Source organism: Armatimonadota bacterium, from assembly GCA_013314775.1.
Taxonomy (GTDB): Bacteria; Armatimonadota; Zipacnadia; order Zipacnadales; family JABUFB01; genus JABUFB01.
The window spans coordinates 114,091-131,006 of the sequence record JABUFB010000005.1 but is presented as its reverse complement, the minus strand read 5'-3'; the positions used below and the strand labels follow the sequence as shown (position 1 = coordinate 131,006).

The window sequence follows — 16,916 nt, the reverse complement described above, 5'->3', positions numbered from 1 at the left end:
GCCGTCCCATCGTCGGGATTGCTCCATCGTCTATTCCGAACTCCCGCGACGCGCACCGGCTATCCCCGTGAGCACCGCCACGAACACCGCCAGTTTGAAAGCGGTCCACCAGGAGATCGTTCCGGCCACAAGGCCCTGTTCCACGGCTCCCGGAAACAGGTCGGGAATCGTCCATGCCCACAGGAGCTTCACCACCAGGAGCACGATGGCGAAGGCCAGGATCATGAAGCCCAGAACGCCCGGGATGATCAGAAACAACTTTGGCCATTGCATGCCGCAGACCTCTTCTCTGTTCGTCCCCACACCCGAGCAAAGATATGCCGCCGCAAATTCAATCTGCCGATACCGCGAATGCGAATATCACAAGGTCCTCAGGCTGGTCGTTCATCAGACCGTGAGTGCCGCCGGGAACGTTGAGCATCACATCGCCCTTCTTCACACGCTGCTGCTGGCCATCCAGTTCGGCGATGCCCTCGCCCTCCATGACCAGGTAGATCTCTTCCTCGTTCCCGTGGTTGTGGCTGCCGATGCTGCAACCCGGCGGAATGATAGTCATCCCAACGCCCATGATCTTGCTCTTGAATGCCTCCGGGCCAAAGGCCGTGGCGCCGAGGCACATCCCCTCTCCGCCACGAACGCAGGTCTGGGTCTGGGGTAATTCGTACAGATTGACGATTGGCATTGTCTCCCTCCGAATGGGTTCGCGGTGACGGCTCGCATCTGCTACTCAGTCTCGACAGGCTCTTACTCGGCAATCCCGGCCCCACGCCTCTGCACACACGCTTCAAGGCGCGAGAGACCGGCCTCCTGCGCCGTCCATTTCCGGTCATTCGCGCCTTTGCAGCACCACCGCGTCACAAACCATGCATCCCTCACGGCGCAGTTCGTAGGTCTCCATACACACCAGCCCAATTCCGTGGGCCGCACGCAAGACCTCCCTGCCGAGTTCGCGGGTAACAAGCATCGACAGACGGCCACCGGGCCGGACGCAGCGCGCCAATTCGGGCAGCGCGACGACGACTGCACCATGCGCGGCACCCAGATAGGGAGGCTCGGTTACGACGGCGTCGCAGCAGCAGTCACGCAGCGGGAGCATTGTGGCATCCCAGACCGCCGCCAGCCCGCCTGACAACTCCGCCAGACCGAGACGCAGCGCCGGGTCTACGTCGCCACAGATCGTGCGTAGTCCGCGCTGCCGGGCTTCCAGTACGATCCCCCCAATTCCTGCATATGGATCGAGAACCGTCGCGCCCTCGTCAAGTCTCGCCAGGTTCAGCAGCAGGCGTGCATCACAGACCGACAGGCGTCTGTATCTACGTCGAGCCATACTACGGACCGCGAAGCCGTCAACGTCAAGCAGGAACTCCCGGCGGTGCGGCGAGGCACTCGCCCTGCGCTCCTCGTCGGAAGTCCAGATAGGCTCATACCGAACAAGATCGTCCCCCACGCGGTACTCGCCGCGCAGGACTCTCCCCGAATGTTTGCGGCCCTGGCTCAGTCTGCTCCCGGCTCCCGGAACGCGTGTGACCCGGCTCAGAGCCACACAGTACCCGAGGAACCCGGCACGGCGGATCAGCTCGGCCTCAAGTTCATGAGGGCAGGTTAGCCGCATCTTCATCCGAGCGGGGGCCTCGCTCGTCACGACCACCGGCAAGTCCCGGAGACACGCATGACACTCGGCACGCGCAAGAGCAAAAGGAACTCCGCAGCCTCCTCGTCGCAGACGGAAGTAAAGCTCATACTCAGTTTGGCGGCCGGACATCCATGCAGCTCCGTGAGCTCAGGCCAGGCTATGGACTGGTGAGCGTCGTGAGTGACAGCGCCGGCAGTTCAATCTCGACCACGCCATCCCGCGGAGCAATCGAGCCGAGTTGCTGGAAGAACATCTTCTCGCTGGTCACTGTCGGGATGAGACTCGTCAGCGAACCGGGCAGTCCGGCGACGCGCACCTTGCGGGCTGCCCCGTGGTTTGAGATGTGCAGAGCCCATCTCTCCCCTTCCTCGGTGGCTTTCCGGAAGGCGGTGAAGAGCACCTTCGGATGGTCGCTCTCAGTCGCGAGCGCTTCGGAATCGTGCGGCGTCAGGTTGCAGAAGTGCCGCACGAAGTGGTAGCGCACGGTAGGCTCGAGGGTCACCGTGCCGTCCGCTCCTCGGACCTCTTTGACAATACTGTAGTCCGAGGTGAACTCCCACTGCATCGTTCCCTGCGGCCGGGCGTACAGGATCAGTTCCTGGTACATCTGGACCTCGCGCAAGGCATAGTGGAAGCTGTCATAGGAGCGCGTCCGCCACGCACCTGCATCCACCCCGAGTTCGGCAACCAGAAGCGGCAGGCCCAGACGTTCCGCGAAGTCGCCCCATGCTTTGTACTGCTCCGGTGAAGCTCCGCCCCAGGAATGGAAGGCCACGGCCCCCACGTACTTCAAGGCCTCAGGGTCTTCGGATGCCGGGATGCCGTAGGTGTGGGTATTGCGCGGCGCAGCGGTGTCCCCCAGGAGCATTTTCGTCTTCAGCCCAAGTCTGTCGAAGTACCCGCCGATAGACTTGATCGCCTCCCGGTGACCTTCAGGTGAGAAGTACACCTTTACCCCGTAATCCGGCTCGTTGAAGGAGAATAGGTCTGGCTCCACCCCATACTGGCGCTTCGCATAGAGCAGATACGATCCAAGGCACTCCAGCAACTCGTCCCACAGCTCCGGTGAGACTTCCCGGTGGTGGGCCTGGATACCCTTGCCGGGGTCCTTGTACAGCCACTCGGGGAGGTTCCAGATGCTGATCACATACGGGATGCCTTTGTCCTGTATCTGCCGGGCAAGCTCGAATTCCCGGCGGAGGTTGCTGCCTGGCTTGTCTCGACTCTCATAGGCCTCCCAGTTCATGTGTGATGGGTCGGCGTCATCGTTCTCGGGCTCCCATTCGATAGGCGTCATCTCCGTGCGGGCCCATGCGACGTTGAGATTCGCCAGGGTGTACTGGGTCACCGGCGACTCGATGCCAAAGCAGTAGTTGCCTCCGAACCCGTGCAGGCGGAACCGGGTCTTGTTCGCATCGAGGGACAGGTTGGCCGGGGTCTCATCGGGCTGTGCGGTGACCTTCAGTTCCAGGTCCAACGACGCCGTCTGCCCCGCCTCGAGACCACCGGCGATCTGCGGGAAGGCAGTGTACACCGCCCCATTCCACTCCCGCGTATCCTGAACAACCACGTTCAGAGCACGGTCGAGGGCAACTTCGAGGCGAATCCGGCCATTCGGCGCGGTCATGACAATGCGGTCCGATGTCGCCCGAACGAAGTGACGCTGTTCAGGCTTCGAGACTGGGAAGCTGGCCGATGCGGTGGGAACGTCTCCCGTTAGAAGCTCGCAGGTGCCTCCCGAAAATGACTCGATCGGCACATCCAGCCACAGGAACACGCCCTCAATGTTCGCGGCGGCCTGGGCGGTAACGTCCCAGTGCAGCAAGATTGAGCCTTCGCGCTCCTCAAGTCTCTGGACATACCCGAAGGTCTTCCCGGCCTCCACCTCCACCTTGCCCTGCCAGGAGATGGCGTCGCCATCCCGGGTCATTTTCACATCGGTTGCGTCACTCAGCGAGCGAATCGGCGACCACCCCTTCACCGGAATGCGCAAACCGATCTGCACAGGGATATACTCTCCCGCGGTCTGGATCGCGGTGATGTTGCCCTTGGCGTCGGTCACGGCCATTTCGGACCAAGCGGCGGCCGAGAAGAGCAGAACAAGCAGGGCAAACAGCGGTCTCATGGGTACACCCCTCCATGGGATCGAAGAATGTTGCTAGCTCAACTGCCCGAACGCTCACACCTCTGATGTCTGAGCTCCAGGTATTGACAGGTACTGCTTCGCCAGATATATTATAAGAAATTAGTTATATTCCAATGAAAGAGGCGTCGCCCATGTCCGCGACAACTGCGTCCACGCCCCGCAAGAAGAAAGCCTCACGCGTCAATGTGCGGCGAAGAACCACACAGTGGTTGCTCGCTCCCTTGGTCATCATCACCATCGGCCTGGGTTGGAAGTACCCGCTGATCGGTCTGATCGTCCCCACCGTCATGCTCATCGGCATCATTGGTGGAATCATCCGTGGCCGCTACGTGTGCGGGAACCTCTGCCCGCGCGGGAGCTTCCTCGACCGAATAATCGCTCCAATCAGCCTGAAGCGGCCGATTCCAGAGTTCTTGCGCAAGCCGGCATTTCGGTGGATCGTCCTGGCTGCGATGATGGGGTTCATGGTCTTCCGCATATCCCAGAACCCGACGGACATCATGCACTGGGGCCGGGTGTTCTGGGTGACGTGCCTCGCAACCACTGCAATCGGCGTAGCTCTAGGGGTATTGGTTCACCCTCGCGCGTGGTGTTCCTTCTGCCCCATGGGGACTATGCAGAACAAGCTTGGGGGGCACAAGCACACTCTGCAGATCGACGGGTCGGCCTGCAAGTCCTGCGGCCTGTGCGCGAAGGCCTGTCCCTTTGGTCTGTCGCCCATGGACCACAAGGACGCTGGAATCCTCGAGGACCGCGACTGCCTGAAGTGCGCCGAGTGCACTGTAGCCTGCCCCGTCGGCGCATTGGCCTTCCCGAGTAAAGGTGACCAGACGAAGGAAAAGGCGGCCTGAACCTGAGCGCCGGGGTGCTGAGAGGTGCTTCGGGAGTGCAAAGCGAAATCGGGCTTGCGCTCTCAATCTCGCCCCCGGCGAGTTTCATTCTACAGCGGCAATTCGGTGATTCCTTTGACGGGAGACGTATCCGCGCCCGACCGTCCCAGATACGCACGAGACGCTCTTTGGCTCGCGGGCATCATGCTCCTGGGTGCGAGCTTGCGATTCGCTGACCTCGGCCGCCTGTGTCTGACCGGGGACGACGCCTGGAGCGTCAATGCGGCGATCCAGCCCTTCGTCGAGACGATGAAAATCGCCGAGAGTGACGTGCACCCGCCCCTGCACACCCTCATGCTCTGGTGCTGGGTGCGGGTGGCGGGAACGTCCGAAGCTGCGGTGCGTATTCCTGCTGCGATCGCCGGGATCCTCCTCATCCCCCTGGTGTATCTCATCGTCCGGGATCTTGCAGGCGATAGGCGCATTGCCATTGCATCGGCTTACCTGGCGGCGATCTCTCCCCACCTGGTCCTGTTCAGCCGCTCGGCGCGCTGGTACATGCCCTTTGCGGCGCTGGCGCTACTCGCAATCTGGTGCTGGATCTCGATCATCCTTCGGGGGAGAACCCGTGCGACCACAACCGGCCTCATTCTCGCCTGTATCGCTGGCGCCCTGTACAACCTGACCTTTGCGGGCATCGTGCTGGTCCAGTGGATCATCTACGCACTCACGCCCGTCCGGCGCCGGGCACGATTGTGGACAGTCCTGCTGGGGGCCCATGCTCTGTCTGCGCTCATCGTCGCCCCGTGGGTGGCCATCAAGATTCCCGGCCTCATCCGCGGCTCAGCCGGCTTCGACCGGGCACCCATTGAGGGGGGCATCCTTGGCAAGATCGCTTACCTGTTGTACTCCTTCGACGTCGGGGCGACGCTCCTTCCCTGGCGCTGGCATATCGTGGTCCCCTACGCCCTGGTGACCGCAATCGCTCTCGCGTGGGCCCTGTCTGCACTTCGGCGAAGAGCGTCGTTCGCATCAGGTCTCGTGACCGGCCCGAACCCCTGTGCCGTGCTCCTCGTGCTGGCCGCCGTGCCGGTTGCCATGTTCATCTGGCTCCCGCGGATGGCGGTGGCCTGTTACTACCTTGCCAGCAACGCGGCGTATCTTGCCCTGAAGGCTCTCCTGCTCATGCGGTCCGGTAATCGGATGCCCGCTGCTATGGGGCTGCTGGCGGCCACGATGATTGCGGCTTTGGGGCAGGCCAACATGTTTGCCGGGCGCGACTACCTTGGTACGCAGGCGCTCGACGACTGGCGAGAAGTAGCCAGGCGCATCGGCGAGGCCTATCAGCCCGGAGACCTGGTGATCACCGGACATCCCGCGATGTTGTGGTATCTGAAGCAGCAGGGCACCCCTGCGCTCAATGCCTACGCGGTGCAGCAACACGATGTTGCGGCTGCTCAGCGCATCATCTGGGAGCGCTCCCCGGGTTCGGGAGCCAGCGAGAGGAAGGGCGCCGGCCCATCGTCACTGGACCGCATGGTGAAGGAGGAGGGCTTTGAGCCCAAGGTCACTCTCAACCTGAACCCCGATCCGGACGCCGCGATGAAGCGCCGGTTCGTGAGACGGCCATTTCCGCCATATCGCACCTTCGTGGACATCCTGGAGCGAAAACAACCCATTGCTGAGGACTAAGAGGGTGCGGGCAGGCCGTCCGCGCTACTCCCTCTCCAATTCAAGCACCATTGCCGTGTGCGGAGGCACTTCCAGCGAGCGCAAGTCGTCCACCGGAATGCTCCAGCGCTTGATCGTCACCTGGTCGGGATGCTCGAAGGTATTCGTGGTCTCCGGGGTGTCGGCCATCAGCGCCGAGACCTTGACCGAACCGCGCGCCACGAAATCTCCCAGCTGTATATCTGCCGTTACCGGATCGCCCGGCATTCGGTTGATCAGCGCGATGGTCAGCGCCGATCGGTCCTCGCTGCGCGATGCCACCACATCCAGGGCATCCACTCTCCCGCCGGGCGTCTCGATGGACGGGCACTCCTGCTCCACTGGTACACCCACAGGCTGGCTTGTCTCCGTGTAAAGCTGGAACGCCCGATGGACCGGCGTGCGCAGCACCCGCGTCTGGGTGGTCTCGACAGCCCCCAGTACATTTACAAGCTGCGCCAGATTCGCCATGGGGCATTTTGGTCCGAGGCGGTGCAGGGCGTTGAACACGGCGCATGCAAACAGTCCGTCACGCAGGGAGTAGACGGACGCGCCGTTGTCAACCACCACATTCCACTCATCGAAGGCGATTGGCAGGTCCTTGCCCGACGCCTCCCGCGCGATCTGCCAGGAACGATCCAGCATCCTCTCCACCGCAGGTGGACCTCCGAGCACAGACATGTAGTTCAGCACCGGGTCATCGCGCGACTCGATCCCCAGGTAATAGTGAACCGAGAGCCAGTCGAAGGTGTGACCGGCGATGCGCGAGACCTCGGCGTTCCAGCCATTCCAGCCGTCCGCCTCAACGCCGACTCCGATCAAGCGGATGCCCGGGTCCACGGCCCTCATCGCCTCGGCGAACTCCACCGCCTTGATCCCGTATCGCGTTGCCGGCAAATGCCCCAGTTGCCACGGGCCGTAGATCTCGTTGCCGATGCCCCATATCTCCACCGCGTACGGTTTCGGATTGCCGCCATCAGCCCGCACCCTGCCCCAGTGCGTGTCCGCCGCTCCGTTGCAGTATTCCACCCAGGCCGCGGCGTCCCGGGCATTGCCCTCGCCCGCATTCACGCAGATGTACGGCTTCGTCTCGATCAGCCGAGCGAAGCGGATGAACTCGTCTGTTCCGACGTCATTGAACTCCCAGTGATTCCAGGCGCGGTTCCAGCGTGGTGGCCTGCGGTCGCGTTCGCCAATGCCGTCGCGCCAGTCGTATCCGGACACGAAGTTCCCTCCCGGCCAGCGCACGACGGGGGGCCGTATCTCTCTGATGGCCTCAAGCACATCTGCCCGGAAGCCCTCAACGTTGTCCGCCGGCATCACGGACACCGCCCCCAGCCAAAGCGTGCCCGGACCGGCCGCCTGAATGACAAAGCGCCCGGTGCACTCGTGCTCCGGCCCCGCGAGAGTCACTTCCCTGACAGTCCAGTCCTGCCCAACCGTGACCTCAGCGCGGGAGATCAGGCGGTCGCCATCCATGAAAAGCAGGCTGACCGGACCTGCGAGACCGTCCTGTCTGGCAACCAATCGCGCCCTGTACTCCACTCCTCCTCGCAGACCGAACTGCTGCGAGATACCCGCGGGATCCCCTTCCGGGAGCTCGATCCGCTGCGATTGAGCCGGGCAGTAGTACACGCGGTTGTCGCGGCTGTAACGAACGCCCTCGCGCAGGCCGCTGGCCCGCCAGCCTTCGACTACCCCATTGCCGTCCACCGCACCGGTGAACTTGCGGTTCCAGACAAGCTCTGCCCAGATGCCATTCTGGATGCAGTCGAACATGTGCTCAATGAACTGGCCGAAGCGCATCTCGTCCAGCGGCCAGCCCTGGTGCATTGCGTCCACCTTGATGCTCGCCCTCAGTGGTTCAACGGGAGCCGGAGTTGACGACTCCAGGCGCACCCAGTCGATGTCCACGATCACGGGCCCCGAATCGCCGAATGTCTTGCCCATGAAGCCGACGTATTTCGATGGCCACGGGGTCTCCCAACTGCCGATCGTGCGCCAGGGAGCGTTCTCAGCCTCGCGCACCAGCATCTCGTAGACCCGTCCACGCTTGCGGATGGCGAGAATCACGTCAGTGCAGTCCGCCTTGAGCTTGAGATAACCGCCCTGTCCGGTGGGTTCCCCCCACAATTCGGGGGCCTGGGTGGGGTTCCCGAGTGCCGGCGCGAAGAACGGTCCCCAGCCCAGCAGGTACCGCCTGGAGAATCCGGTGATCAGCGCAAGGTGGAAGTTGCTCTGGGGATTGTGCGAGATCAGCTTGATCCGGGCGGACAGCAGAAAGTCTTCCTGTGGGGCGGCAGTGATGAGCAGGGGAGCCTGCTTGGCGTCGGGATTGACCCAATGGTTGTAGCCGCCTGGCACGGCAGGCAGTGTGATGCGCAGATGGCCAGGATTGGCGGTTAGTGAAAGCTCGGGACCAGGCTTGGGAACGTACCACTCCCATCTTTCGTCGAGTGCGGGGGCATCAAAGGGGTCGTCGAAATCCGCCTGCGCATGCCCGGCGATCAGCAGCAAGGCGACGCATCCGATGATGGCTCCATGCACGGCAATCCCCTCCGGCTTCCACTGAGATCGCGCTCCCAACGCGCGTCCCATAAACTTCGCCGCGGGGGAACCCGGGCCTCCTTCAGTGCTCACCGTTTCCGAAAAAGCGTATGCGCGAGCTCTTCTCGCCGGGCACCTCTTCGGCGTACCCCTCGGCAATCAGGATCGGTGCCACGTAAGAAGCGATGCCGGGTCGCCGCAACACTTTCTTCAGCCATTCGCCCAGGCTGCCCGGGGACGGGTTGCGAGGAGAGCGGCCCAGTCGCACTTCCTGCCCGCTGAACTCCTTCAACATGGCCTTCCACCCCGCGGAGCTGATCCGCGTGGTCTTCCGGCCACCTTCACCGTAATGGATGATCGTATCTTCGCCAACCTGTCCGTCATAGTAGAACGGGACCTTGCGGTGCAGCGTACTGAGTTCCTTCACGTCGATTTGTCTCCGTGCATTAGTGGCAGTTCCTGCATGCGAACATTGGGTCCGGCAGGTCACAGCAAACGGCAGGGGGTGCGCCAACGGCGCCCCCTGCCGTTTCATTTGAGGCTCTGTCAATCTCGGACGCTGTTCAGCTCTGGACCACGGTCACCTTCGGCGGGTAGATGAAGTCAATGTACTTGGCCGCCACTGCCGCATGATCCGTGTCACCATCGTGGATGTACACCCGGAACACAAAGTTCAGGGCATCGCCTGCTTCCAGGGCAAGGTCGCCGCGCTGGCTCCAGTCACCGGTGAAGTCGTGAATCCCCCACTGGTTCGCGGTGAACAGACCGTAGCCGCGCACATGCCAGTAAGTCGGAAATCGCAGGTTGTCCGGATGGTCCATTATCGTGATCCCGGCAACGCCGGAGGTCACAGGGCCGTAGTAGTCCACCCATTCCGCGCGCTTGCCCCAGCACTCATCGTCGTTCAAGCCGCCGTAGGAGTTGCGGATGGTGCCACCGTTGCGGACCTCCATACTCTCGGCCACACGCACCGCAAGGGTCCCGGCTTCCTTGGTATCTCCGAAGAACACGCCGCCGTAGGCCGCGAACCAGGTGATGTCCCAGTCCATGATACGGCGGTTGTCCGGGGTGTTGTAGACCCGGATCGCGGTGATCTCCTGCAGGATGTTCTGGCCCTTAGCGCTGACCCAGTCGCTGATGCTCACGATCTCGCCGAAAACCGGGCCTTCCGCAGTCACATGGACTTCGCGGTTGATCGTCGATGCGTGGCCCTCAAGCTCCGACCAGTTGTCGCAGCCGTTGACCTCACCCTGCGCGATGTACATGGACTTGTGGTGCACATGGTCCGAGGGGCCGAGATTCGTGACCTCGGCGCCGCCCGGTCCGTAGACGGGATAGCAGTACGGTCGGGCAATGCCCTCCTTCACCACGTAGCTCGTGAAAGGCGTTCCTGCCACGACGAAATCGGCCTTCTCGCCCGGGGTGAGGCCAACTGTCACACCGGGAACCTGCGTGGGTTGGCCATCGCCGATAATATAGCGCTTCGTCTGCCCCGCTTTGAGCTCGGGGACGACCCACGTAAGGCTGCCGCACTCCCCTCCGCAGTCATCTTCGCACCCGCAGTCAGGAATGCACTGGCAGGGCACTTCCGCGCCCTGGTTTCCGTTTTCGTCCAGCTCGTACAGGACGTGCCCGACCTCGCAGTCGCATTCGCAGTCGCAACCGCCTGAGCAGGTCCAGGTAACGATCGCGTCCTTGCGATCGTGGAGTCCGGCATTGACTTCGAGAATTGTGCCCGGCTGGTGAGACTCGGCCATGATGCTTGCGCCTCCTCGTGTTGTACCGCTGGTGTGGTTAGTTAACCAACCCCGGCGAGGGGAAGTCAAGCCCCGCCTGCCCGACGGGCAGCTTGCAGCGCTTCACTTGCCGTATCTTCATCAAGACTTGCCAGCTGGATGGTAACGCGTCCGGCGTAGCCCGCGCGCGCCATAGAAGTTACCCAGTCTTCCAGTCTGTCCGGCTCGTCGCCGCAGACAATCACCTGCGCCACGCGAGCTACGTCAAGGTCATCACGGACTCTTCCTTGATCCCGTGGCCCTTCCAACAGCAGCGAGATCTCGGGCCGTCCGAGGAGTCTGAGAAGCTCCTCTGCGTCCGGCGCCGATTCATCGGCGTCTTCTGGAGGCCGGAGCAGATCACCCAGGGCGAGGCCGATAGAGCCGGCATAGTCGGCAGCGATCCCCAGGAAATACCGGACCTGGTTCACCGCGTCGTCAATGGGGTAGTCGGGCGGGACCCGTGCGCCCGGATTGGCCGGAAAAGCGAGGACCTGCCCGCCTGTCTCCTCGATGCGCTCCAGCGCAAGGGCCAGATGCTTCTCGGTGGCGGGCCAGTGAACATCATCACCCACCAGTGGCATCTCCGGGGGCATCGCCCACGAGAAGACCTCGGGCCGCAGGGCCGCGCGTTTCAGGGCCCGGCGCACCGCGTAGTAGGTCTCGGGTTCCGCGCCGCAACGAAGGCAGTCCACCGAGAGGTGGATATACTGGTACCCGATCTCTGCGAGCCTCGCCACACGGGCCAGGTCGTCCTCGCCATCCTCGAATCCTATCTCGAGACCGAATCGCATCGGGCATCCCCAGCCCATCAGGTGTCTGTTCGCAGCCGGGCCATCGCGCCCACGCGGGATTACATTCGCCGGACAACCCGATGCGCCCTCCCAGTGATGAAGGTAATGAGGGGCAGCGAGGTTCTCCTTCCGCATTGGGAGACCGGCATCCGGCTCCGAGCGTCATCCACAGACCGCGCCTGCACCCAATGCGCACTCCGCGAAGGCTTGCCCCGCCGGGTACAAGCACCCGGTTGGTGACCGCCTGCGGTCGACGCGTAATGCCAGTCCCATCTTCGTCGCCCCCGTATGCGACCGCTTGTTACGGACCCTGCACGCACAGTTTCGATTGCGGAACATACCGGCCTTGCCATCCGTCCATCTGGCAGTGGCGCATAATGACGTGCTGGGCAATAGCTCCAGACAACGGCCGGGAGGCGAAGCTCATGTCGCGACGCGCGCTGGTGCATCTTTGGGTGACGATACTGTCTGTGGCAATCTGCGCGGGTGTCGCTGCTGACGGGATTCTCATCCCGCCGCTGCGCCCCATCGAAGAAGCCCCCTACTTCAGCATCAAATATCACCACGTCAAGGTGAGCATCGAGGGTCAGATCGCCACCACCTACGTGGACCAGGTATTCGTAAACGAGACCGACCGCGAGCAGGAGGCCACGTACATCTTCCCCCTGCCGCCTGGGGCAGTCGTCAAGGACTTCACGCTGATCGTAGACGGCAAGCCAATGCCCGGGGAGATCCTCGAGCGCGAGAAGGCCGTTTCCATCTACGAAGAGATCGTCCGCAAGCGCAAGGACCCCGCGCTGCTGGAGTACACCGGCCGCAACACATATCGGGCCCGCATCTACCCCATCCCTGGGCGCGGCGAAAGGCGCATTGAGCTTCGCTACACTGAGCTTCTCGGGTTCGACAATGGGCTGGTCTCGTACAACTACCCCATGAGCACGGAGAAGTTCTCGGCCAAGCCCATCCGCGAGACAGTGTTCGAGGCGAAGATCAAGTCCGAGGGCAAGATCGGCGCGGTCTATTCGCCCAGCCATGAGGTGGACGTGAGCCGCAAGGCGGACGGCGAAGTGGTGGTGTCCTACGAGGAGACCAACACCAAGCCTGATCGGGACATGATCTTGCACTATTCGCCCGCGAAGCAGGATGTGACCACCAGCGTCCTGACCTTCAAAGAGAAGAATGAGGACGGGTTCTTCCTGCTCCTGGCGTCCCCATCAAGCGAGGACGCCGGGCCCGCGAAAGCCGCGCCCAAGTCAGTGATCTTCGTGCTCGACCGTTCCGGTTCCATGGCCGGGGAGAAGATCGAGCAGGCCTGCAAAGCCCTGGAGTTCTGCGTCAACAGCCTCAATCCTCAGGATGAGTTCGAGATACTGGCCTTCTCCTCCACCGTGGAATCCCTGGGCGAGGGGCTGATGCCGGCGAGCAAGGAGAATATCGACAAGGCCCGCAAGTTCGTGGCCGACATCACGGCGCGCGGCGGGACCGCGATGAGCGAGGCCTTGGCAAGCGCCATCCGTGCGAGGGGCGAGAAGCATCCCAATTACATCGCCTTGATCACGGACGGACTGCCTACGGTGGGAGAGGTCACAGACCCGGATCAGATCGCGGATGATGCGAAGAAACAGATCGCCGACAAGTCCCTGCCCACCCGCATCTTCACCTTCGGCGTGGGTTATGATGTGGACACCCACTTCCTCGACCGCGTGGCGGACGAAAACGGCGGCGTGTCCACCTACGTGCGCCCCGGCGAAAACATCGAGGTGAAGGTCTCCAGCTGGTATTCAAAGATCGCCCAGCCGGTTCTCACAGAGCTGGAGCTGGACTTCGGCACCGTGAAGACCTATGACAGCTACCCGCGCGAACTGCCGGACCTGTTCTCCGGCTCTCAACTGGCGGTATTCGGTCGCTACAAGAGCGAAAGCTGCGGGACCACCACGATCACTCTTTCCGGCAAGGCGGGAGATGCGAAGCGCAGCTTCGAGACGAAGGTGACCTTCCCCGAAACCCGGGACCATACTGAGTATCTTGCGCCCTTGTGGGCGTCCCGCAAGATCGGGTTCCTGTTGGACCAGATTCGCCTGCATGGCAAGGGGAAAGAGCTGGTGGACGAGATTGTCGCCCTGAGCACGGAATATGGAATCCTCACTGAGTACACGGCCTTCCTGGCCGACGAGGACGCCCCGATCACCGGCCCGGCAGGCATGGCGGCAGCCGCCCCAGCGGCTGAGGCAGCCATGGGTGTGGCCTTCGAGCAGCGCGGAGGAGGCTGGGCGACATCCCAGGCTCAGAACGCTCAGCGCATGCGAGACAGCGCCAGTCTGGTAACCCGGAACCGGTACCTCAATGAGAAAGGTGAGGAGGTCACGATCAGTAACGTTCAAGCCCGAGGACAACGCGGGTTCGTGAACCGTCGCGGGCAGGTCCAGGACCTGCGCTATGACCCGGCGAAGTTCGGCGAGCCACTCAAAGTTCAGGCGTACAGCGAGGCGTACTTCCAACTCAGCCGGGAGTTCCCGATGGCCAACCAGTACCTGGCGATTTCCGACAATGTCGTATTCGTCCTCAACGGCCGGGCGGTGCAGATTGGCGCCGACGGAAAGACGACTTTGACCCGAGAGGACATAGATAATCTCCGCAATGCGCGGGGTTAGACGCCAGAACTGGCACTCTCCCTCGAGTTCGTACACGCAGACGGCGGGCCCATCCAGTGCCCGCCGTCTCTTTTTCTCTCTACAACGGTGGATCGAAAAGCAACGATTCAGCGCCGCTACGAAAAAAGACGTTGTCCGACGCAGGATTCCCACCCGGCCAAGTAGAAACAAACCTGAGCATGTGCCCCGGCAGATGCACCTGTGCCTTTGCCTGTCACATTACACGAGGTGAATCATCCATGTGGAAACGCATCAAGCGCATATTTCGGGCGCTTTTCGGTTGGCTGATCCGGGGCGCGGAGGATCCCGAGATGATCTTGCGGCAGCTTCGCGACGACCTGCGGGAGAAGATCCCTGAGCTGAACCGCCAGGTTGCAGAGATCGTGAAGCACGAGAAGATGCTGGAAATGCAGTTAGACCGACAGTCCGAAGCGGTTGCACGCCTCAAGCCCCAGGTCGAGGCAGCCGTGAAAGCCGGTCCCGAGCGCAAGGAGGCCGCCAAAGCGCTCATCATGCAGCTCCAGCAGGCTGAAAAGGAGCTCGCGGAGACCCAGGCAGCTCTCCTGCGGGCCAAGGAGAACTCCCAGCGCATGCTGAAGATGCGCGCCGCCTTCGAGGCCAAGGTGCGCCAGCAGATGCAGGAGGCAATGCACCAGATCGACCGGGCCAAACGGGCGCAGGTCGAGGCCGAGATGGCCGAGATTATGGGGACCTTCGAGACAGGTGACGAGACCGATACCCTCCAGCGCATGACCGAAGTGATTGACGAGAAGCTCGCCCGGGCCGAGGCCCGCATCGAGGTGGCCCAGAGCAGCGTGGAGACACAGATTTCCGAACTCGAACAAGATGTTGCGCTGGATTCTGCCGAGGCGGCCTACCAGGAGTATCAGCGGCAACTGGGGCTGCTACCCGAAGAGGAAGCCCCGGTCAAAACCATGGAATCCGTGCCCCTGCAGACCGAAGCACCCCCGTCTCCGCCGGAGACCGTGGAGCAGCAGGATATGACCGGCGATGTCAATTGGGCCCAGCCCAGGCAGGAGGACACCCAGCAGCAGTAGGCCCGTGCGGAATACCACGACCGCCACGAGGAAGCACAGATGCAGGAAGTCACGGCCACTTCGGGCAACATGCCGGCGTGGGTAACTCAGATCCGCGACTCATATATGTCCGCAAACGCCTCCGTCTTCATCCTGCACGGCGTGCGCGATCGTTTCCCTTACTCCGGCAGGTATCTGCAGTTGCCGGAGTTTCTGGAACACGCTTTCTGCGCAGACAAGAAAGTCGTCGTCTACGACATCAGCCGCGGCATGCAGTTCCCGCAGCCCGAAACACAGCGGGAGTTCGACGCATTCCTCCAGGTCTACCGCAGGCAATCCGGCGGCCGTCCCACCGACGAGGAGATCATCAAGCCCGCCGTTGCGCTCCCACTCTTGCAGGAGTATCTCTTTTCGCGCAACGGCGTGGCGCTGATCGTGGATTACCTGGACAAGATCGCGCCCCGCGAGGAGGCGCGGTTCATGAGTTTCGACGAGCGGCGCCTCGTCACCATGCTCCGCCAGCTCGGTGACGACCCTCGACTCCTGCGCCGCAACAGTTTCGTATTCCTGATTGCCGCATCACTGGCGGACGTGAGCGAAGAGTTGTACGCTCGGGCATCGCGGACCGAAGTCGTTGAGATCCCGATGCCAGAGAAAGGCGACCGGGCCCGGTACGTGGAGTTCGAGCTGGAAGCATTGGGAGATTCGCGGCCCGAACTGGCCATGACACCCGAAGTGCTGGCCGAGATCACCAATGGGCTGTCACTCACTCAGGTGGGGTCGCTCCTGCGTGGCGCCATACGTCAGCAACGCCAGGTGACGTTCGAGCTAGTTGCTGAATGGAAGCGCCGAGCCATTGAAATAGAAATCGGGGACCTGGTGGAGTTCACCATGCCCCGGATGGGGCTGGAGGCCCTCGCCGGCGTGGATAAGCAGAAAGAGATTCTCCTGCGCACCGCCGAGGCACTTCGTTCCGGAAAGACGGCGGTAGTCCCGAAAGGCATCCTGCTCACCGGCCCGCCTGGTTGCGGGAAAACCTTCTGCATGGAGTGCTTTGCCAAAGACTGCGGGATCCCATTCGTCCAGCTCAAGAACGTTTTCAGCAAGTACGTTGGCGCGACTGAATCCAACCTCGAGAAGCTCTTTCACTATCTGGAGGCGTTGTCGCCCGTTTTCGTCTTCATCGACGAGTTCGACCAGTCGTACGGCCGACGGGTCACCAGCGACTCGGACAGCGGGGTAAGCCGGCGCGTCTTCGCGATGTTCAACGCCTTCCTCAGCGACGAACGCCACCAGGGAAAAATCCTGTTCGGGGCGGCGACCAACCGTCCGGATCTAATCGACCCGTCGACCCTTCGGGCGGGACGGTTCGACCTCAAACTACCGTTCCTCCTGCCGGACCGGGACGCCCGCAAGGCCATCTTTGAGGTAACCTTCCGATCCCTCAAGGTACCCCACTGTGTGGAGGACCTCGGTGCCGCCGCCGACCAGACTGCGGGTTACTCGGGCGCAGATCTGAAGGAAGTCGTGCGGATCGCCCAGCGCAAGGCAGTTTTCGACGGGCGTGAAAGCGTCAGCCCGGATGACCTGACCTTCGCCGTTGGCGATTACATCCCTCCGACCACTTCGAACGCCGACCAGATCCGGCTCATGGAGCTCTTGTCGGTGCTTTCATGCACGTCTCGTTCCCTCCTCCCCGAGGCCTACGTCGGGGCCCTGGAGAGTGGGGTCCTCCACCGGGAACTGGAGGAACTGCGCATGAGGATGGGGATCTGACGAGGGGCACAACGGGG

General features: G+C 62.4%; 13 protein-coding genes. 5 read left to right on the top strand and 8 right to left on the bottom strand.

Translation table 11 applies throughout. From position 1 onward, the window contains the following. Nucleotides 1-30: 30 nt before the first annotated feature. From HPY44_04930 to HPY44_04915, 4 genes are all read right to left on the bottom strand, one after another. Nucleotides 31-273, bottom strand: a complete 243-nt coding sequence (locus tag HPY44_04930) for a hypothetical protein (GenBank protein ID NSW55334.1) — start codon at nucleotides 271-273, stop codon at nucleotides 31-33. Between the two features lie 58 nt (nucleotides 274-331). Continuing rightward, nucleotides 332-682 (bottom strand): cupin domain-containing protein, encoded by a 351-nt coding sequence (locus tag HPY44_04925; GenBank protein ID NSW55333.1) that lies wholly within the window; start codon nucleotides 680-682, stop codon nucleotides 332-334. Between the two features lie 144 nt (nucleotides 683-826). Next, entirely contained in the window at nucleotides 827-1,618 is a 792-nt protein-coding gene (locus HPY44_04920; protein ID NSW55332.1) for a hypothetical protein, read from the bottom strand. Nucleotides 1,619-1,790: 172 nt separating this feature from the next. Further along, a complete protein-coding gene (locus tag HPY44_04915) occupies nucleotides 1,791-3,758 on the bottom strand; it encodes a hypothetical protein (protein NSW55331.1) in 1,968 nt (655 codons plus the stop codon). Nucleotides 3,759-3,910: 152 nt separating this feature from the next. Here HPY44_04915 and HPY44_04910 point away from each other — a divergent pair, with 152 nt between their 5' ends. After that, the gene (locus tag HPY44_04910; protein ID NSW55330.1) at nucleotides 3,911-4,630 is read left to right on the top strand and encodes a 4Fe-4S binding protein; all 720 of its coding nucleotides are present in this window, start codon (nucleotides 3,911-3,913) and stop codon (nucleotides 4,628-4,630) included. 114 nt (nucleotides 4,631-4,744) lie between these two features. Continuing rightward, nucleotides 4,745-6,301 (top strand): glycosyltransferase family 39 protein, encoded by a 1,557-nt coding sequence (locus HPY44_04905; GenBank protein NSW55329.1) that lies wholly within the window; start codon nucleotides 4,745-4,747, stop codon nucleotides 6,299-6,301. 24 nt (nucleotides 6,302-6,325) lie between these two features. Here the strand turns inward: HPY44_04905 and HPY44_04900 are convergent, their stop codons facing one another. The 4 genes from HPY44_04900 to HPY44_04885 form a co-directional block, all read right to left on the bottom strand. Next, a complete protein-coding gene (locus HPY44_04900; GenBank protein NSW55328.1) occupies nucleotides 6,326-8,866 on the bottom strand; it encodes a hypothetical protein in 2,541 nt (846 codons plus the stop codon). A gap of 82 nt (nucleotides 8,867-8,948) precedes the next feature. Then, nucleotides 8,949-9,293 carry a hypothetical protein gene (locus tag HPY44_04895; GenBank protein ID NSW55327.1) on the bottom strand — a complete coding sequence of 115 codons (345 nt, stop codon included), beginning with the start codon at nucleotides 9,291-9,293 and terminating at the stop codon, nucleotides 8,949-8,951. A 136-nt stretch (nucleotides 9,294-9,429) separates the two neighbouring features. Then, nucleotides 9,430-10,623, bottom strand: coding sequence for a PmoA family protein (locus HPY44_04890; protein NSW55326.1), 1,194 nt, complete (start codon nucleotides 10,621-10,623; stop codon nucleotides 9,430-9,432). 65 nt (nucleotides 10,624-10,688) lie between these two features. Beyond that, nucleotides 10,689-11,435: a hypothetical protein gene (locus HPY44_04885; GenBank protein ID NSW55325.1), complete on the bottom strand. Its 747-nt coding sequence runs from the start codon at nucleotides 11,433-11,435 to the stop codon at nucleotides 10,689-10,691. Nucleotides 11,436-11,860: 425 nt separating this feature from the next. On the opposite strand from HPY44_04885, the gene HPY44_04880 reads away from it, so the two are divergent. From HPY44_04880 to HPY44_04870, 3 genes are all read left to right on the top strand, one after another. Beyond that, the gene (locus HPY44_04880) at nucleotides 11,861-14,086 is read left to right on the top strand and encodes a VWA domain-containing protein (GenBank protein NSW55324.1); all 2,226 of its coding nucleotides are present in this window, start codon (nucleotides 11,861-11,863) and stop codon (nucleotides 14,084-14,086) included. A 239-nt stretch (nucleotides 14,087-14,325) separates the two neighbouring features. Further along, nucleotides 14,326-15,144, top strand: a complete 819-nt coding sequence (locus HPY44_04875; GenBank protein NSW55323.1) for a PspA/IM30 family protein — start codon at nucleotides 14,326-14,328, stop codon at nucleotides 15,142-15,144. 39 nt (nucleotides 15,145-15,183) lie between these two features. Continuing rightward, complete coding sequence (locus HPY44_04870) at nucleotides 15,184-16,899, top strand: ATP-binding protein (protein ID NSW55322.1); 1,716 nt, start codon at nucleotides 15,184-15,186, stop codon at nucleotides 16,897-16,899. Nucleotides 16,900-16,916: the final 17 nt, after the last annotated feature.

What these genes read in the sequence shown, in the direction of transcription:
- HPY44_04930 (NSW55334.1), bottom strand. Translation starts at nt 273, where the DNA reads ATGCAATGGCCAAAGTTGTTTCTGATCATCCCGGGCGTTCTGGGCTTC.
- HPY44_04925 (NSW55333.1), bottom strand. Translation starts at nt 682, where the DNA reads ATGCCAATCGTCAATCTGTACGAATTACCCCAGACCCAGACCTGCGTT.
- HPY44_04920 (NSW55332.1), bottom strand. Translation starts at nt 1,618, where the DNA reads ATGAAGATGCGGCTAACCTGCCCTCATGAACTTGAGGCCGAGCTGATC.
- HPY44_04915 (NSW55331.1), bottom strand. Translation starts at nt 3,758, where the DNA reads ATGAGACCGCTGTTTGCCCTGCTTGTTCTGCTCTTCTCGGCCGCCGCT.
- HPY44_04910 (NSW55330.1), top strand. Translation starts at nt 3,911, where the DNA reads ATGTCCGCGACAACTGCGTCCACGCCCCGCAAGAAGAAAGCCTCACGC.
- HPY44_04890 (NSW55326.1), bottom strand. Translation starts at nt 10,623, where the DNA reads ATGGCCGAGTCTCACCAGCCGGGCACAATTCTCGAAGTCAATGCCGGA.
- HPY44_04885 (NSW55325.1), bottom strand. Translation starts at nt 11,435, where the DNA reads ATGCGATTCGGTCTCGAGATAGGATTCGAGGATGGCGAGGACGACCTG.
- HPY44_04880 (NSW55324.1), top strand. Translation starts at nt 11,861, where the DNA reads ATGTCGCGACGCGCGCTGGTGCATCTTTGGGTGACGATACTGTCTGTG.
- HPY44_04875 (NSW55323.1), top strand. Translation starts at nt 14,326, where the DNA reads ATGTGGAAACGCATCAAGCGCATATTTCGGGCGCTTTTCGGTTGGCTG.
- HPY44_04870 (NSW55322.1), top strand. Translation starts at nt 15,184, where the DNA reads ATGCAGGAAGTCACGGCCACTTCGGGCAACATGCCGGCGTGGGTAACT.